The sequence below is a fragment of the Mesorhizobium sp. M0159 genome (assembly GCF_040322295.1).
Classification (GTDB): domain Bacteria; phylum Pseudomonadota; class Alphaproteobacteria; order Rhizobiales; family Rhizobiaceae; genus Mesorhizobium.
The window spans coordinates 34,689-60,573 of record NZ_JAMYTF010000026.1; the positions used below are offsets into that span (position 1 = coordinate 34,689).

Below are 25,885 nucleotides of genomic sequence, written 5' to 3' on the forward strand. Positions count from 1 at the left end.
CCTAGCCCTCGCCCATTGAAGAGGATACCAACGGCCGCGCGTGAAGATAACGTGCGGCGCGCCGCTTGCTGTCGATATCCTTGAAAACCTTCTGGACCTGCATCACGGTGAGGCCGGTTGCCTCGGCGACGTCTTCGTCGGCGATCCCATGGTTCAAGCCGTAGAGGCACAGATCCATCAGATAATAAGGAAGCGCGAAGTAGAACTCCTCCTGACTCTGCGCCATCGAGAAGGTGTCTGTGGTGGGCGGTCTGCGCCGGACCTCTTCCTCCACCCCAAGATATTCGGCCAACTGGTAGACCTGGGTCTTGTAGAGGTGGACGATTGGCATCAGGTCGGCAATTCCGTCGCCCTGCTTGACGAAGAAGCCCTGGTCGTACTCCAGGCGGTTCGGCGTGCCCGCTACCGCGTAGTTGAGGCGGTCGGCATGGTAGTATTCGGTCATCTTGCGCAGGCGCTGCTTGTAGTTGGTTGCAGCGACGATCTGCAGATAGGCTGCCGACGGCAGGCGCACCGTGTCGGTCCTGCCCTCGGGGTCCTGAACCGTGAGGCGCGTGATGTTGAGACCGTTGCTCTCGAGAACCGAGGCGAGCACCAGCTTGCATTTCCAGCTGTCCCCATATTCGGGAACGACGGTCTGGATTGCTTCGGTCTGCCGTCTATAGGCGCCGACCGCTTCCAGGGCCGGCGTTATATCCTCCAGGATCGTTTCGATACCAAGGTGTGCGGCGACAATGCGGCCGAGCCTCAGTGAGTCGCCGGAGGAATGGCGCTCCGGCATGAATATCCCGAGGACCTTGCCTTTCCCAAAGGCGCGAACACACAACGCCGCAACGACGGAGCTGTCGATGCCGCCTGAGAGGCCGACAACCACCCCTCGACGTCGCAGCGTGCCGAAGACCTGCTGGCGCAAGATCTGGACGATGCGATCGACTTCCGCGCCAGCGTCGAGCACCAGGGCGTCTTTGCCGAATGTTGAGATCAGGTCGATGGCTTGTACTCCAGTTTGCGAGACTCGATTGGCGAATAGGTTTTCGCCACCGCTTTCTCGATAAGGGGACGATTGGTGGTAAGGTGAGGCTCTACAACCAGATCGATGTGGCTGCCGACGATCGGAATCACGTCCAGATGGGCGAAGACGCTATCCCAGCCGATTGCCAGAGGCATTCCGGGTCGAGCACAGCGGAACAGGGTGCCTGTGATCGGCAGAGCCGGCTTTGGCTCGGCCACCCACTGGAAGAAGGCTTGCGCGCGCAAAACCTCTTGCAGTTCCAGTTTGGTTCTAAAGCTCGTCGCGTTGAACTGTCCTTGAGCGAAGCGGTCGAGAAACTGGACCAGTTGTGCCTCGCGCTTCATTGCCACGGCGACTTTCGCGAGGGCGCGGCATGCCATCCGGTAAGCGGACACGCGGTTGGTTCGGATTCGATTGAATGTGCGCGTAAACGTCTCCCAGCGGGCGCTTCGCTCCCCGACGAGGCTGGTGTCGAGGATGCCGAGGAACTTTACGGTTCGCCCCGCTGCCAGCAGCCGCGCCGCAACTTCGAAGGCAACAGCGCCGCCGAGCGAATGGCCGAGAAGTCGTACATGGCCCGAGGGTTGGGCGCGGCGGATCTGGTCGACGGCGGCGTCGGCCATATCGGCGAGGCTGTCTTGTCCGCGCAGTATCATAGCCAGGGCCGGATACCTGATCGGGGCAACGCGGGTCACCTTGCCCATCGCTGCTGCAAAGGCTGCAAGGCTCGGGCCATAGCCGACGGACCCCGGGAACAGAAAAAGAATGGGAGGGTCGTGCTTCTGGGCGCGCGCGCTTTGATCGCCTGCCTGGGCGGACACGACCGCCTTGACCATTTGCTCCAGGCTCATCCCGACGGTGAAGGCCTCAAGGCCGAGTTCCTGCCCGATGGCGCTTTCGATTTCCATGACGCAGTGCAGCAGCTTCAGCGAATCTCCTCCGGCGTCATCCCAGCGTCCTGCCGCCACGCGCGTATTGAGAATGCTGGTCCATGCCCGCTGGACAACCTGCTGCGCGGTCAGCTTGCCTCGCGGCTCGAGCGGACGCGCGGTCGCCGCTGTCTCTCTGGCTGAAAGATCCATCTCTGCAAGTGTCGTGATGTCGACTTTGCCGCTCGGCAGACGCGGAATCTCGGCGATCGTGTGCAACCGCAAGGGACGCAGCGGCGGCGGCAGATTGGTCCTGACAAGCTGGCGAAGCTCGTCCGAAAAGGTCGCTTCGGCCGAGCGCCGAGGAACAGCAAAGGCGACAAGCTCATTCGCGGCCGTCACGATTGCCACGGCATCCGCGACAGAGGGTGCACAACGCAGCACCCGTTCGAGTTCGGCTGGCTCGACGCGTCGACCGTTGATTTTTACCTGGCGCCCCTTGCGACCGACGATGTGCAGTAGGCCTTGATCATCAAGTCGAACGAGGTCACCTGTCGCGAAAATCCGAAGGCCTGGATCGTGCGGGTCTGATGTTGCCGGCACAACCGCCCCGTCCTCCCAATGGCCAAGCAAGACATACGGGCTCCTGATCAGAAGCTCTCCGCTGCGGCCCGGTTGAACGCGGCGGCCCGCTTCGTCGACAATTGCGAAGGTGATTCCAGGCAGCAGCCAGCCAACTGGAACCGAATCTCCATGCTCTGGCCAGTCTCGCGGCAGGAACCATTGCGAGCCGGTGGTCTCGGTTGACGAGTAACCGATCTGGATAAGGCACGTATCGGAGACGGCCTTGCGCAGCAGGGCGATGTCGGTCCAGGGCACCTTCTCGCCACCGATCCGGGCGACTCTGAGTGAATGGAACGCTTCTGCAGGTCCGTCTGCCATAAGCGCGCGAAGCAGTGCCGGCACCAGATAGGTGATTGTCACGTCTTCGGATCGCACCAGGCGTTGAACGGCGCGCAGGCCGACCGCTTCGACTTCGACCAGATGCAAGGTGGCGCCGGTGAGAAGAGCAGCAAGAATCTCCCGGCACCCGGCGATTGTGGCGGGTCCGGTCAATGGCAGGAAAACATCATCCGAGTTGATGTGGCACGCATCGACATATTGCTGGACCCGGCACAGCAAGCTGCGCTGGCTGTTAACGATGCCTTTGGGCCGGCCCGTACTCCCTGACGTATAAAGCACGATGGCGGGCGCATCGACCGAGACGGAATAAGAACGAGGCACTTGCCCAGCCTGCGAGGCCGCACTGGTCGACACATCGATCCAACTGACCAGGTGAGGCAAACCATCGGGTCGGACATTGCCCTCGCCCAGGACAGCTGAGAGCCGCGCCCCGGCCACGATTTCAAGGATACGCGAGCTAGGATCTCGCGCGTTGAGTGGCACCGAAGGCCGCCCAGCCGTCATGCTTGCCAGCATGGCAATGGGATACCAGGCCGAGTTGGCCTGAAGAATCCCTATCGCCTGTCCGTCTGGGACGGCCGCCGCGATCTGGTGGGACAGCGTCTCGACTGACCGGAGGAGCTGGGAATAGGTTAGACGATTGGCGCCGTCGCTGATTGCAAGCTTGTCGGGGTACTGGCGGACGATATTTCTCAGGTGATCGAAGGCCGCAATGTTGGTAAAATCGACGCCCAATCTTTGAAATGGGCGCAGTACGGGACCACCCTGATCCAGTGCGTATTGTGGGACACTTGACCAATTATCGGAGGTCGTTGTCTGACAATCCACCGCTAGATCCTGATCCGCGACTTCTGATCCCAAATATGCCGAAGACATGAGTTGCCTACGCTAAGATTAGGGTCACTTATCGCCCCCCGCCCCAATCTTTTCATCGATCATTCTGATGATGCCCTGATCTTCCCTCAAGGACGCATGGTTAGTCGCTTCGCCTGTTTCGCAAGCCGCCGGCCGAGCCAATCATGCCGGGCTCGCTGGCTGTTGTGGTGCGCATGACACGGACACATGCCAAGGCGGGCTCGAAGACCAAGGTGGGGTCGAAGATGGAATTGCCGCTATTCAGGCATATTGCCTATTCGGTGGTTCTTCCGGACGATACCGGCGATGCTTCGGTGTCGGAATAGCTGCCGGGGACGAAACAATAGGCATAGATCTGTCCCCGATTTTCGTCGGTCACGCGGATCCAATCCTTTTCCCACGTTCGGAAGGTAATACGCCCGCCCGTCATCATAGCTGCGGCTCTGAACGGACTCGGCGCGTTGACAACGCGCACCGAGATAACATCGTCGCCGTCCATACGCTCGACGAGATACGTCTGCATGAAAGCCTCCCCATGCCCCGCTAGATCACCCGCACTTTAACGCCGGCTAATGAATTCGGTTGCAACTGCTTGGCGAAACTTGGGTCCGATACTTTCCGTACCCACCGGCAACTTGGTCCTCCGTATCCGTCAGGTTTTTCAGCGACGGGATGCCAGTTCAGGGGAAGGCAGGCTGATTGCGGCCATGCCGGCGACATGCCAATCTGCGCCGTAACGTTTAGGCCTCCGCCTCCGCGGGCAATGGAAAAGGCGCTCGAATGGGCTCCTTTATGCTGTCCGTGTATGCTGTCCGTGATCTGGCATTCTGCCAGTGATTTGGCCTCATCGGACGACCCTGCAGGCCTTTGCGGGACATCCACATAGCGTGGCGTCGCCATCACCGAGGCATAACAATATGCGTCGGCGGAGAAATGGGACGGTTCGAGGTTTTCTGAACCTGCCTCACGACGACTGCGTCGTGTCGACGATCCGTTGGAACAGAAGGCCTGGTGCTGGAACGTCAATCGTATTTGGCCAGGAAGCGCCCGACGGCGCTGAGGCAGTCGTGCTTTTCCTCCACATGCGGCATGTGGCTGGAATTTGGGAAGACCAGGCCTTCAACGTACGGAATAAGATCCAGAAAGGGCTGGACGCAGGCCTCGGTCGCTTCGTCGTAGAAGCCGCGGAAAACCAGGGTCGGCGCCTCGATCCGATGCAGGCGGTCGACGATGGTCCAGTTCCGCATCGTGCCGATGACGTGGAACTCATTGGGACCGTTCATGGTGTGATAGACGGTCGGATCTTCCTCGATTGCCGCAAGTGTCCGGGCGACCTCTGGCGGCATCGGAACGACGCGACAGACATGACGGTCGTAGAAAGCCTTCGTCGCCGCAACATATTCGGGGTGATCGGTGGTTCCCGCCGCTTCGTGCCGGTCGAGCGCACTTTGCACATCGGCTGGCAACTCGGCGCGCAATTGCCGGGCTCCTTCCACCCACAGCGCCATCGAGGCCAGCGAATTGGCCAGGATCAATGCCTTGAGCCCCTCAGGGCGGCGCACGGCGTGCTCGGCCGAGAGTATGCCGCCCCAGGACTGGCCGAGCAGGGCATAATGGCCGGCAATGCTGAGATGGGCGAGCAACGCATCGAGTTCGCCCAGGAAGAAATCGACGGTCCAGAAGTCGCCGCCCTTGTCCGGCAGATGGGTCGATTTGCCGTTGCCGATCTGATCGTAGTGGATGACGGCTCGCCCGGTTCCGGCAAGCTCCTTGAATGAGTCCACATAGTCGTGGGTGCAGCCCGGTCCACCATGAGCGACGACCAGGGGCACCTTGCCCGACCCGATGTCCCCGGTCACACGGTACCAGGTGCGATAGCCCTTGTAGTCGCTAAATCCTTCGGTGATCGCATGTGCCGTCACAGTCCAAGCTCCGCATCATGGCGCGGCAGGAGCCACTTTGGTGCACCCCTCCCAAGCCTTGTTTGCGGCCGACGGTACTAAGCGGCCCAGCGCATTTACAGCTAGCACTATTTATAGGTTCGCCGGTTATGGGTTGGCCCGAGGCAAGGCCGATCGCCCGCAGGTCGCGAGCCTCAATGCTCCGGTTCGAGCAGCCGGTAATGGGCGGCGAGCGCGATGGCATGGAAGCGGTTGCGCGCGCCAAGCTTTCGCGTCGCCGCGTTGAGGTGCAGCGTTGCGGTAGGGCCCGCGCGGCCAATCTCACGCGCGACCTGCTTGGCCGTCAGTCCGGCAGCGGCCAGGCGCAGGCACTGACGTTCGCGCGACGTCAGATGGACATGTTGGCAGGTGCGGATTCCGGCGTCGAAACCGGCGTAGGCGGAGTCATGCAGCAGATGACCCAGATCTCCGATCTCGGCGATCAAGGGTCTGGCTTCGAGCTCGAACCCGGCCTCCGGATCGGCACGGATCGCGGTGAAGGTGGCGAGATCGCCGCCGGCAAGGCGAATGGGTACGGTGACGCCGCAGGTCATCCTGGTGTCAAGCAAATAGCTGACCACAGGATCGTGCTTGGACTGGAGCACGCGCTGCATGACGGTGCTCTGAACGCCGCTGTGCGACCAGAGAAACGGTCTCGATACGGTGAGCGCGGCCTCCTGCACCGGGTCAAGCTGATAATATCCGCCCTTGCACCAGAGATCCTGCATGTCGCGCGGCACGTTGCGCAGAGCCATCAACGAGGGCGTGATAAGCTCGCCCTTGTGACTGACCGCCACGGGCGTATAGTCGTAGATGAATGCGGTGAAACCGATGGGCTCCAGCACCTCCGTTGCCACCGCCATGGCAGCGTCGATGCTCATTCCGGTTTGGAACCGGCTCTCTAGATCGCCTGGAAGGCTTTGCATCGGGCAAGCTTACCCGCTGATGATTGCTTGTCAAATAGCCATGTCGGCCGGCTGCTCAACAAATAGGCGCGGATAAGCCTGTCCGACCTATCTATCTTAATAGCTATCCCGTCCGGCTTCGCTCGCCGTAGTCTTTTGCGATTGGGCCAAGTAGCGGACACCGTTCGCAAACCCAGACTGTTTCAGCCGCGCAATGGTCAATCGACCGGGTTCAGCGCGGCAAAAGCCGACACGCCTCCATGAGGGAACAAATATGCGACCCCAAAAAGCATTTGCAGCGTTGATACCCTGCCTGGCTCTGCTCGGCGTGACCATGATGTCGCCGGCAAGCAGTGCCTTGGCCACCGAGGGCAAGCCAGGCGGCACACTCCGACTGCTGGCCAATGCCGCGGCAGGCACCGCCGATCCGCACATCAACTACACGCTGCAGTATTTTCAGATCAATTATGTCCTCTACGATGGCCTGGTGACCTACAAGAAGGCCGGGGACAAGACCGGCTTCGAAGTCGTCGCGGACCTGGCGGAAAGCCTCCCGCAGGTCGAGAACGGCGGCAAGACCTACGTCTTCAAGCTGCGCAAGGGCATCAAATTCGCGGATGGCTCGGATGTCACCACGAAGGACGTGGTGGCTTCGTTCCAACGCATCTTCAAGATCAGCGGGCCGACGGCCGGGACCTTCTACAAAGGCATCGTCGGCGCCGGATGCGTGCTTGAAGGCCCCCGCTGCATGCACCCTCGAAGGTGGCCTGTCGGTCGACGATGCGGCCGGAAGCATTACCTTCAACCTGGTCCAGCCGGATGCCGAGTTCCTGCAGAAGCTGGCCGTTCCACACGCGTCGATCCTGCCGGCGAGCGCGCCGCTGAAGGACGCCGGCACCGATCCGATCCCGGGTACCGGACCGTACATGATCGCCAGCTACGACCCCAACAAGCTGATGAAGATTGTGCGCAACCCTCATTTCAAGGAATGGAGCAAGGAAGCGCAGCCGGCCGGATATCCGGACGAGATCGACTACGAATTCGGCCTTACCGACGAGGCGGCGGTGACGGCGGTCGAGAATGGCCAGGCGGACTGGATGTTCGACCCACCGCCGTCCGACCGTCTCGCCGAACTCGGCACCAAATATGCCGCGCAGGTCACGGTTCACCCGCTGACGGCAATGTGGTATGCGCCGATGAACACCAATCTGGCGCCGTTCAACGACTTCCGCGTTCGCCAGGCAGTGAACTTCGCGATCGACCGCGCCGCGATCGTCAAGCTGTTCGGCGGCAGCAATCTGGCGCAGCCGGCCTGCCAGATCCTGCCGCCGGGCTTCCCGTCATTTGCGGCCTATTGCCCGTTCACCGCCAATCCGGGCGAGAAGTGGTCAGCACCGGATATGGACAAGGCCAAGCAATTGGTCGCTGAATCGGGAACCGCAGGTCAGGAGGTGACGATCATCACCGAGGACACCACGGTCTCCAAGGCGATCGGCGTCTACCTGCAGGATGTGCTCAACCAGCTTGGCTACAAGACGTCGGTCAAGCCGATCTCGCAGAACATACAGTTCACCTACATCCAGAACACCAATAACAAGGTGCAGATTTCGATCTCGCAATGGTTCCAGGATTACCCGGCGCCATCGAATTTCCTGCAGGTCTTGTTCAGCTGTGCCTCGTTTACGCCGGGCTCCGACGCCTCGGTCAATATTTCGGGGCTCTGCGACAAGTCGATCGACGCATCGATGGACGAGGCAGAGGCAGCCACCATCGCCGATCCGGCCAAGGGCGCGACACTCTGGACCGCCATCGACAAGGCTGTGACGGACAAGGCTCCGGTCGCTGTCCTGTTCACGCCAAAGCGCGTCGATGTGATCTCTTCTAGGCTGAAGAACTTCACCTTCAGCCCGCAATTCTACTGGATTGTCAGCCAGTCCTGGGTGGATTAGCCGACCGGAGCCAATGCGACGGAGTGCCGCTGGCTCTCCGTCGCATTTCCTTTTCCGGCGGATCAGCGCATCTTCCAGGCCGCGATTTTTCCCAGGCAATCCTGTTCATGGTCAATGTCATTGCGGACCAGCCTGCCATCCCGGTTCGCCGGGCCACCGATGGCCCGTGGCGCACCGCTTGGCGCAAGCTGAAAGGCGATCGTTCGGCAATATCAGCCTTCGCCGTGCTCGTCGTCATCGTGATCGCCTCGCTCGCGGCGCCGCTTTATGCGCGATACGTCTCCGGCACCGATCCATTTGTGACCAATCTCAATGGCGAGATCGTCGTCGATGGGGTGACCCAGCCGGTGCTGCAGCCCTCCACCGAAGGCCTTGGCCTCGGCATGACGCCGGTCGGGCCGACCTGGCGCATCGGCCCCTATATGCTCGGTGCCGACAACCAGGGCCGTGACGTCGCGGCGCGGCTGCTTTACGGCGGACGGGATTCGCTGTTGATCTCGGGTGCTGCAGCCGTGCTGTGCCTTGTCCTCGCGACATTCCTGGGGGTCGTTTCCGGCTTCTTCGGCGGCATCGTCGACATCGGCCTGTCGCGCATTCTCGACGTGCTCTGGGCTTTTCCGATTTTCCTGTTGGCGATTTCGTTGTCGATCGTGCTGATTGCGCAGAGTATCCAGATCGGTCCGTTCGAAATCCGCTCCGGCAGCCTGTGGCTACCGGTCTTCATCATCGGCATCGTCTATGTGCCCTATGTGGCGCGGCCGATCCGCGGCCATGTCCTGACCTTAATGCATGCCGAATTCGTCACCGCTGCGATCGGCCTTGGCGCATCGCCCTGGCGCATCCTTTTGCGCGACGTCATGCCCAATGTGGTGACCCGCATCATCGTTTTCGTGCCGTTGATCCTGGCGCTCAACATGATGACGGAATCCTCGCTGTCGTTCCTGTCGATCGGCGTGCAGCCGCCGGATGCCAGCTGGGGCACGATCGTCCAGGACGGCCAGGGCCTGCTCTATTCGCGGCCGGTCGTGGCACTGGCGCCGGGGCTAGCCATTGTGATCACGGTGCTGGCCCTAAACATTCTGGGCGACGGCGTGCGCGACGCGCTCGATCCGAAATCCTCGCCGAGGGGCGTCTAGTGGTTGCCGCGCTCGGCTTCCGGCTTGGCCAGATGGTGCTGGTTATGTTCGGTATCAGCGTCGTCGCTTTCCTGATCTTCTTTGCGACGCCTGGCGCTGATCCATCGGCGCGCATTGCTGGCCGCAATGCTTCGCAAGAGACGCTGATCCAGGTGCGCCACGATTTCGGTCTCGACCGGCCATTGCCGGTGCAATATGGGCTGATGATGAACCGGCTTTTCGTCAGCCGCGATCTCACCTCCTTCGTCAATCGCGGGCAGCGCGTCATTCCGACCGTGATAAGCGCCATTCCCGTGACGCTGTCGCTGGTCGGCGGCGCGGCAGTGCTGTGGGTGCTCGGCGGATTGATCGTCGGTGTGATCGCAGGCGCAACGCGCGGTACATTCATTGATCGCGCGCTGATGATCCTGAGCCTGGTAGGCGTGTCGATCCCGGTCTTCTGGCTGGGCGAGGTCGCCAACCTGCTGACGCAAAGCCGCTGGCACGACAGCTGGCTGTTTTCCTGGGTTCCTCCGCTCGGCTACATCCCCCTGACCGAGAATCCCTGGGGCTGGTTCAAGGCGCTCGTCATTCCGTGGTTCACGCTGGCAACCCTTTATGTCGGCCTCTACGGCCGGGTGCTGCGGGCCAGCCTGATCGAGATGATGCAGGAGGATTTCATCCGCACCGCCCGAGCCAAGGGGATCGGCGAGCGGCGGGTGGTGCTGCATCATGGCCTCAGGACCTCGCTGGTCGCATTTGTTACCATGTTCGGCCTCGACTTCGGTGCCCTGGTCGGTGGCGGCGCGCTGCTGACCGAAGTGGTCTTCGGACTGCAGGGCGTCGGAAAACTGACCTACGAGGCGCTGCAGACGCTCGATCTGCCGATGATCCTTGCCACGGTGATCTACGCCGCCTTCTTCGTGGTGATGGCAAACTTCGTCGTCGACGTGATCTTCGTCTTCATCGACCCGAGGGCTCGCGATGTCGGCTGATGCTCCTCTTCTGGTGGTCAAGGACCTCACCGTCTCCTTCCGCAGCGACGAGGGCCTGGTGCGCGCGGTGGGAGGTGTTTCGTTCTCCGTCGAGCAGCGCGAGATCGTCGGTGTGGTCGGCGAATCCGGTTCGGGCAAAAGCCAGACCTTGCTCGCCATTATGGGGTTGATCGACAGCCCCAACGCTATCGTCTCCGGTTCCATCCGTTTCATGGGACAGGAGCTGATCGGGCTCAAGCGGCGTGCGCTCGATGCCATTCGCGGCCGCCAGATCGCGATGATCTTCCAGGATCCGATGTCTGCGCTCACCCCGGTGCATACGATCGGCAACCAGATCGGCGAGCAGGTCCGCGCGCATGAAAAAGTGTCGGCGAAAGCGGCACGGGCGAGGGCCGTGCAATTGCTGGATGCGGTCGGCATCGCAAATCCGGATCGGGTCATCGACAGCTACCCGCACCAGCTTTCCGGCGGTATGCGCCAGCGCGCGGTGATTGCCATGGCGCTCTCGTGCAACCCGGCGCTGCTCGTCGCGGATGAACCGACTACAGCCCTCGATGTTACCGTGCAGGCGCAGATCCTCGAACTGATCGGACGATTGCGCGACCAGTTCGGTTCCGCTGTGATCCTGGTCACGCACGATCTTGGCGTCGTCGCCGAAGTCGCGGACCGGGTACTGGTGATGTATGGCGGACGCTTTGTCGAGGAGGGCGGCAAGAGCAGCGTGTTCCGGGCGCCGCTGCATCCCTACACATGGGGCTTGTTCGGCTCGATCCCGCCGATAGAGGGACCACGTCCAGCCCGGCTCGCTGCCATTCCGGGAATTCCGCCGTCGCTCTCCAACCTACCGAAAGGCTGCGCCTTCAGCCCCCGCTGCGCTTTTCGCCACGACGCCTGTCTGGTTCAACTGCCGATCATGCAAGGCGAGAGCCATCGCGCCGCGTGCCTGTTGCCGGAGCCTACGCGCACACAATTCGCTGCCCAGAGGCCTGGCGGCGTGGTGGAGATGCAACGATGAATGCCATGCCACGCGAACGTCCGCTGCTTCGTGCCGGCGACCTGTCGAAGCGCTATAGCGTCGGCCGCTCGATCTTCCCGGCGCAGCGCCGGACCGTGCATGCGGTTGATACGGTGTCGCTCGACATCTGGCCCGGGGAGACCCTCGGCATCGTCGGCGAGTCCGGTTGCGGCAAATCCACGCTTGGCCGGTGTCTGGTGCGTCTGACCGAAATCAGCTCGGGGTCGCTGGAATTCGAGGGCCGCGACATCAGCGACGTCTCCCAGCGCCAGCTTCGTCCGTTGCGGCGGCAGATGCAGATGGTCTTTCAGGATCCCAGCGCTTCGCTCAATCCGCGCCGGCGGGTCGGCGATCTGCTGGCCGATCCGTTCCGCATCCATGAACGCCTCTCGGCATCGGAAATGGCGGACCGCGTGGCCGAGCTCCTGCGCCGGGTCGACTTGTCGCCCCAGCACGCATCGCGCTACCCGCACGAATTCTCCGGCGGCCAGCGCCAGCGTATCGGCATCGCCCGCGCGCTGGCGCTGCGGCCACGGCTGATCGTGGCCGACGAGCCGGTCTCGGCGCTCGACGTGTCGATCCAGGCGCAGATCGTCAATCTGCTCGCCGACCTACGCGAGGAGTACAACCTGACTTATGTGTTCATCGCTCACGACCTTTCCGTGGTGCGTCAGATCTCGAGCCGTGTGGCGGTGATGTATCTGGGATCGATCGTGGAGAGCGGGCCGACCGACGAGGTCTTTGCGGCGCCCAGACATCATTACACCGCGGCGCTGCGTTCCGCCGTGCCGATACCCAGCATCGACCGGGCGCGGCGCGGCCGGCTGGTGCTCAAGGGTGACCTGCCCAGCCCGATGAGCCCACCCTCAGGGTGCCGGTTCCACACCCGTTGCCCAGCTGCCACCCCGATCTGCCGCAGCGAGCGTCCGCTTCTCCAAAGCATTGGCGAGGGCCGCCTGGTTGCTTGCCATCATCCAGCCGGCGGTTGACGACGGGAATTCTCGTTCAGCGATATCGGATCAGGACCGTTCAGCCGTAATCGTCCTTTCGGCGAGGATAGAGGCCGATCTGGACGCCGCACGATCCGACGCTATGTTGCGATGATCTTCGGAATACCCGTTCAGGCATTCCTCGGCCAATTGCTGGTCGGCCTCATCAACGGCTCGTTCTACGCAATGTTGAGCCTGGGCCTGGCTGTCATATTCGGCCTGTTGCGCGTCATCAATTTTGCCCACGGCGCGCTCTATATGCTCGGCGCCTTCGTCGGGTACCTGCTTCTCACCCGGTTTGGCATCGGCTACTGGCCGGCTCTGATCCTGTCGCCGCTGATCGTCGGCGGCTTCGGCGTCGTGGTCGAGCGCCTGGCGCTGTCGAGGCTTTACGACATCGACCCGCTCTACGGGCTGCTTTTCACCTTTGGCCTCGCGCTCGTGCTCGAAGGGGTGTTCCGTTACTACTATGGCGTATCGGGAAGTCCTTATTCCGTGCCGCCGCTGCTCTCCGGGGGAACCAATCTCGGCTTCATGTTCCTGCCTAATTACCGCGGCTGGGTGGTGGTCGCCTCGATGATCGTCTGTTTCGGCACCTGGGCGCTGATCGAGAAGACCAGGCTGGGCTCCTATCTGCGCGCGGCGACGGAGAACCCCGGCCTGGTGCAGGCTTTCGGCGTCAACGTGCCGTTGCTGCTGACCCTTACCTACGGCCTCGGCGCCGCTCTTGCCGGGCTTGCGGGGGTTCTCGCCGCGCCGATCTATCAGGTGAGCCCGCTGATGGGATCTGACCCCATCATCGTCGTCTTCGCCGTCGTCGTGGTCGGCGGCATGGGATCGATCCTCGGGGCGATCGTCACCGGTTACATGCTTGGCCTCGCCGAAGGCCTGACCAAGGTCTTCTATCCCGAAGCCTCCAATCTGGTGGTCTTCGTCATCATGGCAATCGTGCTTCTGGTCCGGCCAGCCGGCCTGTTCGGAAGGGATGCCTGAGATGGCCGAACTGACACTCCGCGAGACGCGTGCCAAGAATTCGGCACGGCTTGAATGGGCGCTGGTCGGGCTCGGCATCCTGGCGCTGCTGGTGGCGCCTTTCTTCGTCTATCCGATCTTCCTGATGAAGATGCTGTGCTTTGCGCTGTTTGCCTGCGCGTTCAACCTTCTGCTCGGCTACACCGGGCTGTTGTCCTTCGGCCATGCGACATTCTTCGGCGGGGCGGCCTATTTCACCGCATACGCGGTCAAGGTCTGGGGCTGGCCGCCGGAAGCGGGCATCCTGCTCGGTGTCCTGGGAGCTGCGCTGCTCGGCCTTGTGATGGGCTTCTTTGCCATCCGCCGGCAAGGCATCTATTTCGCCATGATCACGCTGGCGCTGTCGCAGATTCTTCTTCTTTTGCGTGCAGGCGCCGTTCACCGGAGGTGAGGACGGCATCCAGGGCGTGCCGCGCGGCAGGCTGCTTGGAATGCTCGACCTGAACGTCTCGATCAACATCTATTATTTCGTACTGGCAGTCTTCCTGATCGGCGTGTTCGCCATCTGGCGCATCATCAACTCGCCTTTCGGCATGATCCTGCGTTCCATCCGGGAAAACGAGAGCCGGGCCATTTCGCTGGGCTATTCCGTCGCCAACTACAAGCTGGCGGCTTTCGTCATGTCGGCAACATTGGCCGGGCTGGCCGGCGCGCTCAAGGCGATCGTTTTTCAGTTTGCCACGGTCACCGACGTCACCTGGCAGATGTCGGGCGAGGTGATCCTGATGACGCTCCTCGGCGGCATCGGCACCATGGCCGGGCCGATCATCGGCGCCAGACTGGTCGTCGGCCTGGAAAACACGCTCGCCACCTCGAACTTTCCGGTGACCATCGCCACCGGCCTGACCTTCATGGTCTGCGTGCTGGTTTTCCGGCGCGGTATTGTCGGTGAGGTCTATGCGCGGTTTCTCGGGCTAAAGGGTGACGCGAAAGACTGAACGGCTCAGTTCCGCCTCGCTAGGCGATGCGTAAGCCTTGCGCGTCGAGAAGCACGCAGCCCAGCGGGTCGAAGCAGACATCGACCGCTTCGCCTTCACGCAGCGGCTGGCCGTCGATCACCGTGTTGGCGCGCACCAGCGTGCCGGCGCCGATGTCGATCTCGTAGACCGCATTGCCGCCGAGATAGGAGGTCGAGACGATCCGTCCCGCCAGCCTGTTGGCAGCACCGGCGGTACCGACGGTAAGCTTCTGCGGGCGAACGACGACGGTGACCACGCTGCCGGTCGCGAGCGCCTTCGGCGCGGCCGCCTTTACGACATGGCCGCTGGCCAGCGCGATCGTCGCCATCTTGCCGTCCATCACTGTCACGCTGCCGGGCAGCATGTTGGCCTTGCCAAGGAAATTGGCGACGAATGCGGTGGCCGGCTGGTCATAGACCTGCGCGGGGGAGCCGATCTGCTCGATCAGGCCGGCGTTCATCACGACGATATGGTCGGACATCGACAAGGCTTCTTCCTGGTCGTGCGTCACGAAGATAGCGGTGATGCCCGTCTCCCTCTGGATTTTCTTGATCTCGACGCGCATGTCCTCGCGCATATTGGCGTCGAGCGCCGACAAGGGCTCGTCCAGCAGCAGCACTTCCGGCTCGAAGACGATGGCGCGGGCCAGTGCGATGCGTTGCTGCTGGCCGCCCGAGAGCTGCGACGGCAGCTTTGTCTCACTGCCGGGCAGCCGCACCATATCCAGCGCCTTCTTGACCCGGCGCACGATTTCCGGTTTAGGCACGTTTCGGTATTTCAGGCCGAATGCGACGTTGTCGAAGACGTTCTTGTGCGGAAAGAGCGCGTAGTTCTGGAACACCAGACCAATGTTGCGTTTGTAGATCGGGATGTCGTCGACCCGCTTTCCGCCGATCGAGATCTGGCCACCGGAGATGTCGACCAGGCCCGCGATCGAGCGCAGGATCGTCGTCTTGCCGCACCCGGACGGCCCCAGCAAGGTGACGAAACTACCTTTGCGGATCGCCAGTGAAAAATCGCGCACAGCGGCGAACTTGCCGTAGAAAATATCGATGTCGCGAAACTCGACCGCAGGCTTTCCTATCGGCTGCCGCTCGCTCTGGGCGAGCGGGTCGCCATCAGCCCCGGCCGAAGCCGGCCGGGGCTGCTGGTCGTGGCTGTTGTCGTCATGCACCTTTCGACACCCTGTCCCATTGCTTGGTCCAGGCGTCTTCGTTCTTCGCCCAGTAGAGCGGATCGGCGAAGGTCAGCGATTTCATCGATCCAGTCGGGTCGAAGGCCGGAAGCGCCGCGATCTTGTCGGTCAGCTTCACCTTGGTCGGGTCAAGCGATGGCGGATAGTTCTGGCCCTCGGCGACGGCGATCGACGTGGCCGGATCCAGCATGAAATTGATCAGCTCCTCGCATTCGGCCATCGGCGATCCCTTGAGCACCAGCATGTCCTCCATCCATGCGTATGAGCCGGCAGGGTCGAGATAGCCGATCGGCTGGCCCTGCTGCTGCAGGGCGGCGACACGTCCTGACCAGGCGTCAGTGACGACGATCTCGTTTCGCGACAGGAGGTCCATGAGTTCCGCGCCGGAACTCCAGAACTTCTTGGCCAGGTCGCGGGTCTCGCGAACCTTGGCCCAGACCGCATCCATGTCCTGGATGTTGTTGGGGTCCTGTTTCGTCTGCAGTGCCGCATACCAGACGCGCGTCGTCATATCGGCGTAGCCGCCGATCTTGCCGGCATATTTCGTGTCGGTAAGCAGGTTGGCGCCCTTTTCCTTGGCTTCTTCCGGCGAGATGACCTTGTTGTTGTAGGCGATGCCGGTGGTGCCGTAATCATATGGCACCGCCGACAGCTTCGGCGTGATCTTACGGAACGGCTCGATCATGGCGGTCAGCACATTCGCCATGTTCGGAATGTTCGCCTCGTTGATCTCGGAATTGAAACCGCCATTGACGTATTTGATATAGTAGTTGACGCCGGAAGAATGGACGATCTGGAAGTCGCCTGGTTTCGACGTCTTGATCTTGGTGATGATCTCGTTCTCGTCGCCAAAGGTGCCCTGGACGACCTTGACCTTGGACTTGGCGGTGTAAGGCTGGAACGCGTACTTATCGATCGCCTCCTGCACCACGCCGCCCCATCCGTCGAAGCGCACTTCCGAAACCGCGGCGAGCGCCCGTCCCATCCAGGGCATGGAAAGCCCGGTGGCGGCGGCAGCGGCGGCCGTCAGCGTCAGGAACGATCGCCGGCTGATGTCGCCATTGGCATAGCGTTCGTTGAGCCGTTCCAGTCGTTTGGTGGTTGTCAGTTTCATTTCCATTCTCCCATTTTCATCTTCACTTGCCTGCCTTGAACCAGGTGAGGCTTTGCAGGACGAGCCCGCCAGCCAAGGGAATGCCGACCGTCAAAAGGATCATGACGGTTCCGAGCGCGTTCACCTCGGGGCTGATCGAGATCTTCAGCATCGAAAGGATTTGCGTCGGCATGGTCTCGACGCCCGCCGGCCGCCAGAACAGGCTGGCCGAGGTGTTGTCGAACGAAATGGTGAAAGCGAGCAGAACACTGGCAAGCACTGCGGGAATGAGCAGCGGCAGCGTGATTTCGCGGAATGTCGACACACGCGGCGCCCCGAGCGAAAGCGCCGCCTCCTCATAGGAACGTTTTATGCCGACCATGCGCGCCTGGACGATCAGCACCACGTAGGGGAGCGTGAGCAGAATGTGGCCGAGCACCAGCAGCGTCATGCTGCGCGGCTGGTCGACGGCTTTGATCATGACCAGCAGGCCGACGCCGAGTATCGTTTCGGGGACCAGCGCGGGAAGAATGACAAGCGTGTTGATCGCCTGCTTGCCACGGAACTCGAAGCGCACCAGCGCCAATGCCGCCATGATGCCGAGCAGCGTCGTCACCGTTGCCGTCACCAGGGCAATCCACATCGATGTCCGGAAGGCGTCGAGAACCGGCTCGTTGGTGAGCAGCTTTTCGTACCATCGCAGGCTGAAGCCGGTGAGGGGAAAGCCGCCGAACATCGAGGCGTTGAAGGAAAGCACGACCGTGGCGAGGATCGGCGCAAACATGAAGATGTAGACGCACACCGTGATCGCGCCGGTCAGCCGCCACGCCCATCTGCCTTCGCGATTGGGATGATCCGCTCTCATGCACTGAGGCCCTTCATGATCTGCGATAGGCCCATATAGCGGCTGTAGGCGGCCGCGGCCGCGCCGAGCAGGACGAACAGGACGATGGAAAGCGTGGCGCCCATCGGCCAATTGAGCTGCCCCATGATGGTGTCGTAGATCAAGTTGCCGAACAGCGCATCGCGGCTGCCGCCGAGCAGCTGCGGCGTCACATAGGAGCCGGCCGCCAGCACGAAGCAGAGCAGCAGCCCGGCGCCCAGCCCCGGCATCGATAGCGGCAGGGTCACTTCGCGAAACGCCTGCGCGCTGGTACAGCCCATCGAGCGGGCGGCGGCGATCAGCGTGCGGTCGATGCTTTCCAGGCTGACATAGACGTTCAGGATCATATAGGGCAGCAGAAAATGCAGCAGCCCCATGATGACGGCGCCCTCGGTGTAGAGCATCGGCAACGGCTCGTTGATAACCCCCAGCCTGATGAGCACGACGTTGATCAGCCCCTGTTCGCCGAGAATATGGATCCACGAGAATGTCCGGATGGTGAAGCTGATCCAGAACGGCACGATGAGCAGCAGCAACAGCAGCCATTTGTGCCTGAAGGTCGTGGCCCAGATGAAATAGGCGGGGAAATAGCCAAGGATCGCGCAGATCACAGCGGTGATGGCGCCGACGCGAACGGTCTTCCAAAGAAAACCGTGATAGTAGCTGTCGGTGAGGAATTCCTTCCAGTTGTCGAAGGTCAGCACCGCCGATTCCACCCCCGCGGTGACGAAGGTGAAAAACGTGTAGACCGTCATCATCGCGATCGGCAGCAGCAGAAGCAGGGTAAGCAGTAAAAGCACAGGCGCGACGAGGACCCAGGCCAGTCGCTGATCGTATAATTTCCACCCTTTGGTCACGACCCGTCCAACCACTCTATGTGCAAGCCGCCATCACCGGGCTCGGCTCCGGACTAGATTGGGCGATCGGCGTTCAGGTGTCCACTCTGCATATGGCTCCTGCACAAATTCTGTGCAGGGCCACCGCGCGACCCTCGCCCTGCCGGATTCAACAAATTGCCCGGCGTTCCGCCTGCACATTGATTAAATCAGATATCCCGATATACAGGGTAATTTCGGATATAGATTTTACATGGGCCGGGCAATTTCATGAGTCGCAATTTTCTGGTGATTGAACCTGAGGAAGGCATTGCCGTGCTCAAGGGGCTTGCCTCCTCGGCGCGGATCTCGATGCTGAAACTGCTGCATGAGAAGGGGCCGATGAATGTCAACGAAATCGCCGCCGTGCTGTCGCTTCCGCAGTCGACCGTCTCGACCAACATCCAGGTGCTGGAGGATGCGGGGCTGATCCGCACCGAGAACCTGAAAGCGAAGAAAGGCAGTCAGAAAATCTGTTATCCGACGGCCGAAGAAGTGCTCGTCGTGTTCAAGAGCGAATATCGTGCGGTCAAGAACGACGCGATCGAAGTGTCGATGCCGATCGGGCTTTATACCGGCTTCGAGGTTACCGCGCCCTGCGGCCTTTGTTCGCCGGACGGCATCATCGGTCTGCTCGATGTGCCGAACACTTTCCTCGATCCGGACCGCATGAAAGCCGGTCTGCTATGGTTCACGCGCGGTTTTGTCGAATACCAGTTCCCCAACAATGCCAAGCTCGCCAATGCCGAGATCACCGGACTCGAAGTTGCGATAGAGCTGTCTTCGGAAGTGCCGGGCACCAGCGCCGATTGGCCCTCGGACATCACGCTGACGATCAATGGCGTCGATGTCGGCACCTGGACGTCGCCGGGGGATTTCGGCGACAAGCGCGGCGTCTTCACGCCCTCCTGGTGGAAGCTCAAGGGCTCGCAATACGGTAAGCTGAAGAACTGGCGAATTGCCAATGACGGCACCTATGTCGACGGCCTCAGGATTTCCGAAACCGGCCTCGCCGCACTCGATCTGAAGAGCCATCATTCAATCCGCGTCCGTATCGGCGTCAAGGACGACGCCAAGCGCCCTGGCGGGATCAATATTTTCGGCAAGGGCTTTGGAAATTACGATCAGGACATCCTGCTCAGGATCAAAACTGGTTGATATCATGAAACCGGGTTCTGAAGATAACGCAGCAATTTCAACTATCTGGCTTTCTGCTGTGCCAAAGCGTTCGTCTAATTGTCCTACATTTGGGTATTTTGGCTTGACGAAGGGCTGCTAATTCCTCTTTGATATCGGGCAAGATGATTTAAATCATCGTTTGTGATATCGATGGGAGGAATGCATGAAGGCAGCCGTTACGGCTCATCCGCATTATGTCGTCTCGGAAATCGATCCGAGGCTCTACGGATCCTTCATCGAGCATCTGGGGCGGGCAGTTTACACCGGCATCTATGAGCCCGGCCATCCGACAGCGGATGCCAACGGCATGCGTCAGGACGTCATCGATCTCGTCAGGGAACTCAATGTTCCGATCGTCCGCTATCCCGGCGGCAATTTCGTCTCGGCCTACAATTGGGAAGACGGCATTGGTCCCAAGGAACAGCGCCCAGTGCGCCTCGACCTCGCCTGGCACACATCGGAAAGCAACGAAGTCGGCCTGCATGAATTTGCCGATTGGTGCACCTGCGCCAACACCGAGATGATGCTTGCCGTCAATCTCGGCTCGCGCGGCCTCGACGAAGCCCGCAATCTGCTGGAGTACGCCAACCATCCCGGCGGCAGCAAATGGAGCGACAGGCGCATCGCCAACGGCCGCAAGGAGCCCTTCGACGTCAAGCTCTGGTGCCTCGGCAATGAAATGGATGGCCCCTGGCAGATCGGTCACAAGACCGCGGACGAGTATGGCCGGCTGGCGCATGAGACGGCCAAGGCCATGCGCGCCTTCTCCAAGTCACTCGAGCTGGTGGTCTGCGGCTCTTCGAATGCCAAGATGCCGACCTACCCTGAATGGGAAGCGACGGTTCTCGACCATACCTACAACGAGGTCGACTACATCTCACTGCACATGTATTTCGACAACGACGCCAACGACGCTCCGAACTATCTCGCCATGAGCGAAAAGCTCGACGACTACATTGTCTCGGTCGCCGGCGTCATCGAGTATATCAAGGCCAAGAAGCGCTCCAACAAGCAGGTCTACATCTCGTTCGACGAATGGAACGTCTGGTACCATTCCAAGGAGCAGGACAGGAAGATACTCGGCGGCAGCAACGGCTGGCCGTTCGCCCCGCCGTTGCTCGAAGACATCTATAATTTCGAGGATGTGCTGCAGGTCGGCCTGATCCTCAACACCTTCATCCGCCGTTCCGATGTCGTCAAGATCGCCTGCCTGGCACAACTGGTCAATGTCATCGCGCCGATCATGACCGTTCCGAATGGCCCGGCATGGCGGCAGACGATTTTTTATCCCTATCTGTTTGCTTCTAACTATGGTCGCGGCAATGCGCTGGATCTCAAGGTGGAAAGCCCGACCTACAAATCCAGCGTTGCGGGCGACGTCGCCTATGTCGATGTTGCCGGCGTGCACGACAGGCAAACCGGCCACGTCACCTTCTTCGCCGTCAACCGCCATTCGAGCGAGGCAATCGAAACAGTGGTCGACCTCACCGGCTTCGGCGCGGCGGAGATCGTCGATCACCAGGTGATGGCACACGCCGATCTGAAAGCCGTCAATTCGGCCGAAAACCCTGGCAATGTCGGCCCCAGGAAGGGTGAGGGCGCCTCGCTCGCCGGCGGCAAGCTGAGCCTGTCACTGCCGGCCTATTCCTACCAGGTCATACGCCTGAGGCTCTGAGTTCAGGCGGATCATCGAGAAAGCGCAAACGCTGAGGAGGAGCGTCGACGTGACGGCCGATATCGAGATCAGGAACGTGAGCAAGCAGTTCGGTGCCATGACGGTGCTGGATCATCTGTCGCTCTCCATAAGGGCACGCGAATTCATCGTGTTCCTGGGCCCGTCCGGCTGCGGAAAATCGACGCTTCTTCGAATGATTGCCGGGCTCGAAGCTGTCGACAGCGGCGAGATTGCCATCAACAACGAGCGCATCGATCATCTGCCACCGGGCAAGCGCGGCATTGCCATGGTGTTCCAGTCCTATGCGCTTTATCCGCATATGACGGTGCGCGACAACATGGCCTTCGGCCTTGCGAATATCGGCGTACCAGGCAAGGTCATCGAGGCGCGCATCAATGAAGCCGCCCGCATGCTGGAAATGCCGCATCTGCTCGATCGCAAGCCGGGCCAGCTCTCCGGCGGTCAGCGCCAGCGCGTCGCCATCGGCCGTGCGATCGTCAAGGAGCCGAAGGCCTTTCTGTTCGACGAGCCGCTCTCCAATCTCGATGCCGCGTTGCGCACCCGCACCCGCATCGAGCTTGCCCAGCTTCACCAGCGGCTGCAATCGACGATGATCTTCGTCACCCATGATCAGGTCGAGGCAATGACGCTGGCCGACCGCATCGTCGTCATGAACAATCGCAAGATCGACCAGATAGGTACCCCGATGGAGATCTACGAGCGCCCGGCGACCAAATTCGTCGCGGGTTTCGTCGGCGCGCCGGCGATGAACTTCGTCGATGCGACGCTTGACAGATACGGCAAGAACGCCACGGCCAGGTTTGCGGACGGCGTCTCGGTGCAGACCGAGATCGCCTCCAGCCAACTGACCGATGGCAAGTACACTTTCGGCATCCGTTCTGAAGACGTGCGCATCGTTGCCGCCGGACAGGGCAATGCCGGCGGCGTGGTCGATGTGCTCGAGCGGCTCGGCGAACGCACCCTGATCTACGCGCGGCTGGGCGATGGCCAGCAGATCGTCGGCTCGGATGCCGGCAACAGCCGCGTCGCCGTCGGCGACAGAATCGGGCTCGCCTTTGATGGCCAGAAATCGCATCTGTTCAACGAGACCGGCCGCGCCTGGCATGCGAGGGAGGCCTGAGATGGCTGACCGGCTGGCGATGTCCCCGACCGCGACGCTTGCTGTCGGCGTCAGAGCCCCTACCGCCGACATCTATGCGCCGCAATGGCGAAACGTCATTTTCGTTGCGCCATTCTTGTTCTTCTTCACCACGCTGCTGCTCTTCCCGCTGCTCTGGGGGATGTGGCTGAGTTTCCACAAGGCCGACACGTTTTCGTCCGGAAATTTTGTCGGTCTCGGCAATTACGCCAGGCTGTATCACGACAAGGTCTTCCTGCAATCGATCTGGAACACCTTCTATTTCGTGCTTCTGACGGTGCCGACGCTGGCGCTGATCGGCCTTTTCCTGGCGCTTTGCCTCAACCGCCGCACGCGCACTGCCGCGGTTTTGCGGACGCTGTTCTTTTCCTCGTCGGTGCTATCGGTCACCATCGTCACGCTGATCTGGCGCATCGTCTTCATTCCGAATGTCGGCCTGTTGTCGACGATCTACGGATGGTTCGGCGCAACGGCTCCGGCCTTCATTTCCGATCCCAGCCTGGCGATGGTCGGCATCGCCATTGCCACCATCTGGTGGTGTATCGGCCTGCCGATGATGCTCTTTCTCTCGGCGCTCCAGCAGATTCCACAGGATATTTACGAGGCGGCAGCGCTGGACAATGCCAATCGCTGGCAGACGCTACGCTCGATCACGCTGCCGTCGATCAAGCGGACCTTCATCCTGGTGATCATCATCCAGATCGTGCTGCAATTCCAGCTCTTCGGCCAGGCCTGGCTGATGACGCGCGGCGGTCCGAACAACCTGACCAAGCCGATCGTGCTCTACATCTACGATACCGCATTCCGTCGCTGGGATCTCGGCCTGGGCGCCGCTGCATCGGAAATCCTGTTCATCCTCATCCTGGTCGCGGCCATGGCCCAGTACCTGGTGACACGCAGCAGGGGAGACCAGGCATGAGCGCCACAGCAGCTTCCATCAAGGGCCGGGCATTTGGCGACCATTTGTTATTGGCCCTGGTCATCCTGCTTTCGATCGTCATGATCGCGCCGGTTCTGTGGGTCATCGGCCTGTCACTCAAGGACAATACGGAGCTGATGGCCGATCCGAATTCGGTGTTTCACGCGCCCTATACGCTGAAGAACTACATCAACACCGTCGGCACCTCGTCGGTGTTCATCTGGGTGCGCAACAGCATCATCGTCTCGGGCGGATTGACGCTCGGCACGTTGATCCTGTCGTCGCTCGCCGGCTACGGTTTTGCACGGCTGAATTTCCCCGGCCGAGACGTGCTGTTCGTGATCGTGCTGTTCGGTCTGGCGGTCCCGGAACAGGCCGTGCTTGTCGCCCGTCACCAGATCTTCAGCATGCTGAAGTTCCACAACACCTATCAAGGGCTCATTCTGCCGGGCCTTTCGGCTCCGTTCGGTGTCTTCCTGATGACCCAGTATTTCAAGGCCATCCCGAAGGAGCTGGACGAAGCCGCCATGCTCGATAACGCCAGCCGGCTCAGAATTTTCTGGAAGGTGCTTCTGCCGCTCACGCTGCCTGCGCAGGCGACGCTCGGCATCTTCACCTTTCTCGGCGCCTGGAACGACTACTTCTGGCCGCTGATTTCGGCGACGAAGAAGGACATGTTCACGCTGACGGTCGGCATGGCCTCGACCCAGACCAACTTCGCCCAGTCCGAAGGCATCGGCTTCCTGATGGCGCAGGCGGTGTTCGCCGGTGCACCGATCCTGATCGTCTACCTGTTCTTCCAGAAATACATCGTCACGGCGGTCTCCGGCGCTGCGGTGAGATAACGAAGATTGCCTGACGGCCGGGGGAATGCGCAGCAATTGAAGCACGAAAGCCAATCCAGGGTGGAGCGGCGGAAACTCAGTAGGAGGAACTGATATGAAACTGAAGAAAATACTGTTTGCCGCAGTTTCTGCGGGCGCAATGATGCTCGCAGCTCCAAGCTTCGCGGCCACGGAACTGAGCGTGCAGCGCTTTTTCGGCGCCTGCGATGCCGATTTCGGCACCAATACCGATGCCACCAAGGCCGTTGGCGAATGCGGCATCATCACCTCGCTGATCAACAAGTTCAACGCCGACAATCCCGATGTCCACGTCAACGTCACCACCGTGGAATGGCCCGGCTATGATCAGCTGACCGCGCAGTTCGCTTCAGGCGACGCTCCGGACATCGTCACGATCCATGAATCCGTACTGTCGGATTATCAGTCGAAGGGCCTGTTGATGCCGCTCGACGATCTCTTGAAGTCGGTCGGCGTGACACCCGACGCCTTCACCGATGCGGCGCGCAATGGCGCCACCAAAGACGGCAAGATCTACGGCCTGCCGATCGACAGCTGGACGATGCTCTATCACGTCAACATGGATCTTTTCAAACAAGCCGGCCTGGTCAATGCCGACGGCACGCCGATTTTTCCAAAGTCGCCCGAGGAACTGCTCGCCCAGGCCGAACAGTTCAAGCAGAAGACGGGCAAGCCTTATTTCGTCCAGAACCTGACCAATGAGACTGCACTCTACACACGCAACCTCTACACCTATCTTTTCCAGCAGGATTCCGATTTCTTCGCCGATCCGAAGCATGTGAAGTTGAATACGCCGGAAGCCAAGAAGGTCGTCGAGATGTACAAGGCGATCTTCGAGAAGGGCTACACCACCAAGGATCTCGACTATGGCGGCTCGATCAACGCCTTCCTTGCAGGCGAGGGTGGCGTCCACCTTAACGGCACCTGGGTGGTCGGCGATTACAACGCCCAGTCCGAGACCAAGGGTACGGCGCTCAACAAGGGCGGCTATGCGGTCTATCCGTATCCGCAGCTGTTTGGCGGCGCCCACGCGCAATATGCCGACGGCCACACTTGGGCCGTTTCGCAGAAAGACCGCACGCCTGAACAGATCGCGGCTATCGGTAAATTCCTGAAGTTCTTCGCCGACAACGACTTCGAATGGTCGCGCACCGGCCACTTGCCGGCCTATAAGGCCGTGATCACCTCGGACGCCTTCAAGGCACTGCCGCATCGCAACACGATCTCTGCGGTCGCCGATCTCGGCAGGCCGCTGCCGTCCGCCGTACAGCGTCAGTTTGCGATCCAGGACATTATCGGCGAAGAGATGAGTGCAGCAATCAGTGGCCAGAAGGACGTCGACACCGCCCTTGCCGACATGGAAAGCCGCGTCAACGAATTGCTCGCCAACATTTGACCACGGGTTCGAAAGGCCCTCCCAAGGCCCCCCGCGGCTGGAAACGGCCG

At 61.0% G+C, this 25,885-nt stretch carries 21 protein-coding genes and 2 pseudogenes; 14 read left to right on the forward strand and 9 right to left on the reverse strand.

Annotated elements, in window-relative coordinates; translation table 11 throughout:
* Nucleotide 1 precedes the first annotated feature (1 nt).
* The 5 genes from nadE to NKJ32_RS22705 form a co-directional block, all read right to left on the reverse strand.
* Nucleotides 2–985 (reverse strand): NAD(+) synthase, encoded by a 984-nt coding sequence (nadE, locus tag NKJ32_RS22685; protein ID WP_352569191.1) that lies wholly within the window; start codon nt 983–985, stop codon nt 2–4.
* Entirely contained in the window at nt 982–3,720 is a 2,739-nt protein-coding gene (locus tag NKJ32_RS22690; RefSeq protein ID WP_502901033.1) for an AMP-binding protein, read from the reverse strand. Before NKJ32_RS22690 ends, nadE begins: the two co-directional genes overlap by 4 nt.
* Nucleotides 3,721–3,973: 253 nt before the next feature.
* Entirely contained in the window at nt 3,974–4,222 is a 249-nt protein-coding gene (locus NKJ32_RS22695; protein WP_156937305.1) for a hypothetical protein, read from the reverse strand.
* A 499-nt stretch (nt 4,223–4,721) separates the two neighbouring features.
* Nucleotides 4,722–5,621 carry a proline iminopeptidase-family hydrolase gene (locus NKJ32_RS22700; RefSeq protein WP_352569016.1) on the reverse strand — a complete coding sequence of 300 codons (900 nt, stop codon included), beginning with the start codon at nt 5,619–5,621 and terminating at the stop codon, nt 4,722–4,724.
* A gap of 173 nt (nt 5,622–5,794) precedes the next feature.
* On the reverse strand, nt 5,795–6,520 hold the full coding sequence (locus NKJ32_RS22705) for a LuxR family transcriptional regulator (protein WP_352569017.1): 726 nt from the start codon (nt 6,518–6,520) through the stop codon (nt 5,795–5,797).
* A 361-nt stretch (nt 6,521–6,881) separates the two neighbouring features.
* On the opposite strand from NKJ32_RS22705, the pseudogene NKJ32_RS22710 reads away from it, so the two are divergent.
* The 8 genes and pseudogenes from NKJ32_RS22710 to NKJ32_RS22745 form a co-directional block, all read left to right on the forward strand.
* Nucleotides 6,882–7,190 (forward strand): annotated as a pseudogene (locus NKJ32_RS22710) (ABC transporter substrate-binding protein); the annotation flags it as partial.
* A gap of 85 nt (nt 7,191–7,275) precedes the next feature.
* Nucleotides 7,276–8,493, forward strand: a complete 1,218-nt coding sequence (locus tag NKJ32_RS22715) for an ABC transporter substrate-binding protein (protein ID WP_352756644.1) — start codon at nt 7,276–7,278, stop codon at nt 8,491–8,493.
* 107 nt (nt 8,494–8,600) lie between these two features.
* Nucleotides 8,601–9,629, forward strand: a complete 1,029-nt coding sequence (locus NKJ32_RS22720; RefSeq protein WP_352756654.1) for an ABC transporter permease — start codon at nt 8,601–8,603, stop codon at nt 9,627–9,629.
* On the forward strand, nt 9,629–10,603 hold the full coding sequence (locus NKJ32_RS22725) for an ABC transporter permease (RefSeq protein WP_352756642.1): 975 nt from the start codon (nt 9,629–9,631) through the stop codon (nt 10,601–10,603). Before NKJ32_RS22720 ends, NKJ32_RS22725 begins: the two co-directional genes overlap by 1 nt.
* Nucleotides 10,593–11,618 (forward strand): ABC transporter ATP-binding protein, encoded by a 1,026-nt coding sequence (locus NKJ32_RS22730; RefSeq protein WP_352569021.1) that lies wholly within the window; start codon nt 10,593–10,595, stop codon nt 11,616–11,618. The genes NKJ32_RS22725 and NKJ32_RS22730 overlap by 11 nt, the downstream gene beginning before the upstream one ends.
* Complete coding sequence (locus NKJ32_RS22735; RefSeq protein WP_352569023.1) at nt 11,615–12,607, forward strand: ABC transporter ATP-binding protein; 993 nt, start codon at nt 11,615–11,617, stop codon at nt 12,605–12,607. The genes NKJ32_RS22730 and NKJ32_RS22735 overlap by 4 nt, the downstream gene beginning before the upstream one ends.
* 111 nt (nt 12,608–12,718) lie before the next feature.
* A complete protein-coding gene (locus NKJ32_RS22740) occupies nt 12,719–13,600 on the forward strand; it encodes a branched-chain amino acid ABC transporter permease (protein ID WP_352828989.1) in 882 nt (293 codons plus the stop codon).
* Between the two features lies 1 nt (nt 13,601).
* Nucleotides 13,602–14,577, forward strand: a pseudogene (locus tag NKJ32_RS22745) (branched-chain amino acid ABC transporter permease).
* Nucleotides 14,578–14,596: 19 nt separating this feature from the next.
* On the opposite strand, the gene NKJ32_RS22750 reads toward NKJ32_RS22745, so the two are convergent.
* Genes NKJ32_RS22750 through NKJ32_RS22765 form a run of 4 tightly spaced genes read right to left on the reverse strand, consistent with a single transcriptional unit; the run spans nt 14,597 to nt 18,626 of the window.
* Entirely contained in the window at nt 14,597–15,772 is a 1,176-nt protein-coding gene (locus NKJ32_RS22750; protein WP_352569025.1) for an ABC transporter ATP-binding protein, read from the reverse strand.
* Nucleotides 15,765–16,907, reverse strand: coding sequence for an extracellular solute-binding protein (locus NKJ32_RS22755; RefSeq protein ID WP_023675643.1), 1,143 nt, complete (start codon nt 16,905–16,907; stop codon nt 15,765–15,767). The genes NKJ32_RS22750 and NKJ32_RS22755 overlap by 8 nt, the downstream gene beginning before the upstream one ends.
* Before the next feature lie 22 nt (nt 16,908–16,929).
* The gene (locus tag NKJ32_RS22760; protein ID WP_023675644.1) at nt 16,930–17,751 is read right to left on the reverse strand and encodes an ABC transporter permease; all 822 of its coding nucleotides are present in this window, start codon (nt 17,749–17,751) and stop codon (nt 16,930–16,932) included.
* A complete protein-coding gene (locus NKJ32_RS22765) occupies nt 17,748–18,626 on the reverse strand; it encodes an ABC transporter permease (RefSeq protein WP_023675645.1) in 879 nt (292 codons plus the stop codon). The genes NKJ32_RS22760 and NKJ32_RS22765 overlap by 4 nt, the downstream gene beginning before the upstream one ends.
* Nucleotides 18,627–18,875: 249 nt before the next feature.
* On the opposite strand from NKJ32_RS22765, the gene NKJ32_RS22770 reads away from it, so the two are divergent.
* The 6 genes from NKJ32_RS22770 to NKJ32_RS22795 all read left to right on the forward strand — a co-directional run bounded on the left by NKJ32_RS22770 (nt 18,876) and on the right by NKJ32_RS22795 (nt 25,835).
* Nucleotides 18,876–19,802, forward strand: a complete 927-nt coding sequence (locus NKJ32_RS22770) for an ArsR/SmtB family transcription factor (protein WP_352455343.1) — start codon at nt 18,876–18,878, stop codon at nt 19,800–19,802.
* Between the two features lie 184 nt (nt 19,803–19,986).
* On the forward strand, nt 19,987–21,498 hold the full coding sequence (arfA, locus tag NKJ32_RS22775) for an arabinosylfuranosidase ArfA (RefSeq protein WP_023677146.1): 1,512 nt from the start codon (nt 19,987–19,989) through the stop codon (nt 21,496–21,498).
* A 49-nt stretch (nt 21,499–21,547) separates the two neighbouring features.
* Complete coding sequence (locus NKJ32_RS22780; RefSeq protein WP_023677147.1) at nt 21,548–22,639, forward strand: ABC transporter ATP-binding protein; 1,092 nt, start codon at nt 21,548–21,550, stop codon at nt 22,637–22,639.
* Between the two features lie 19 nt (nt 22,640–22,658).
* Entirely contained in the window at nt 22,659–23,576 is a 918-nt protein-coding gene (locus NKJ32_RS22785) for a carbohydrate ABC transporter permease (RefSeq protein WP_051406145.1), read from the forward strand.
* Complete coding sequence (locus NKJ32_RS22790; RefSeq protein WP_031211878.1) at nt 23,573–24,421, forward strand: carbohydrate ABC transporter permease; 849 nt, start codon at nt 23,573–23,575, stop codon at nt 24,419–24,421. The genes NKJ32_RS22785 and NKJ32_RS22790 overlap by 4 nt, the downstream gene beginning before the upstream one ends.
* Nucleotides 24,422–24,515: 94 nt before the next feature.
* A complete protein-coding gene (locus NKJ32_RS22795; RefSeq protein WP_031211879.1) occupies nt 24,516–25,835 on the forward strand; it encodes an ABC transporter substrate-binding protein in 1,320 nt (439 codons plus the stop codon).
* Nucleotides 25,836–25,885: the final 50 nt, after the last annotated feature.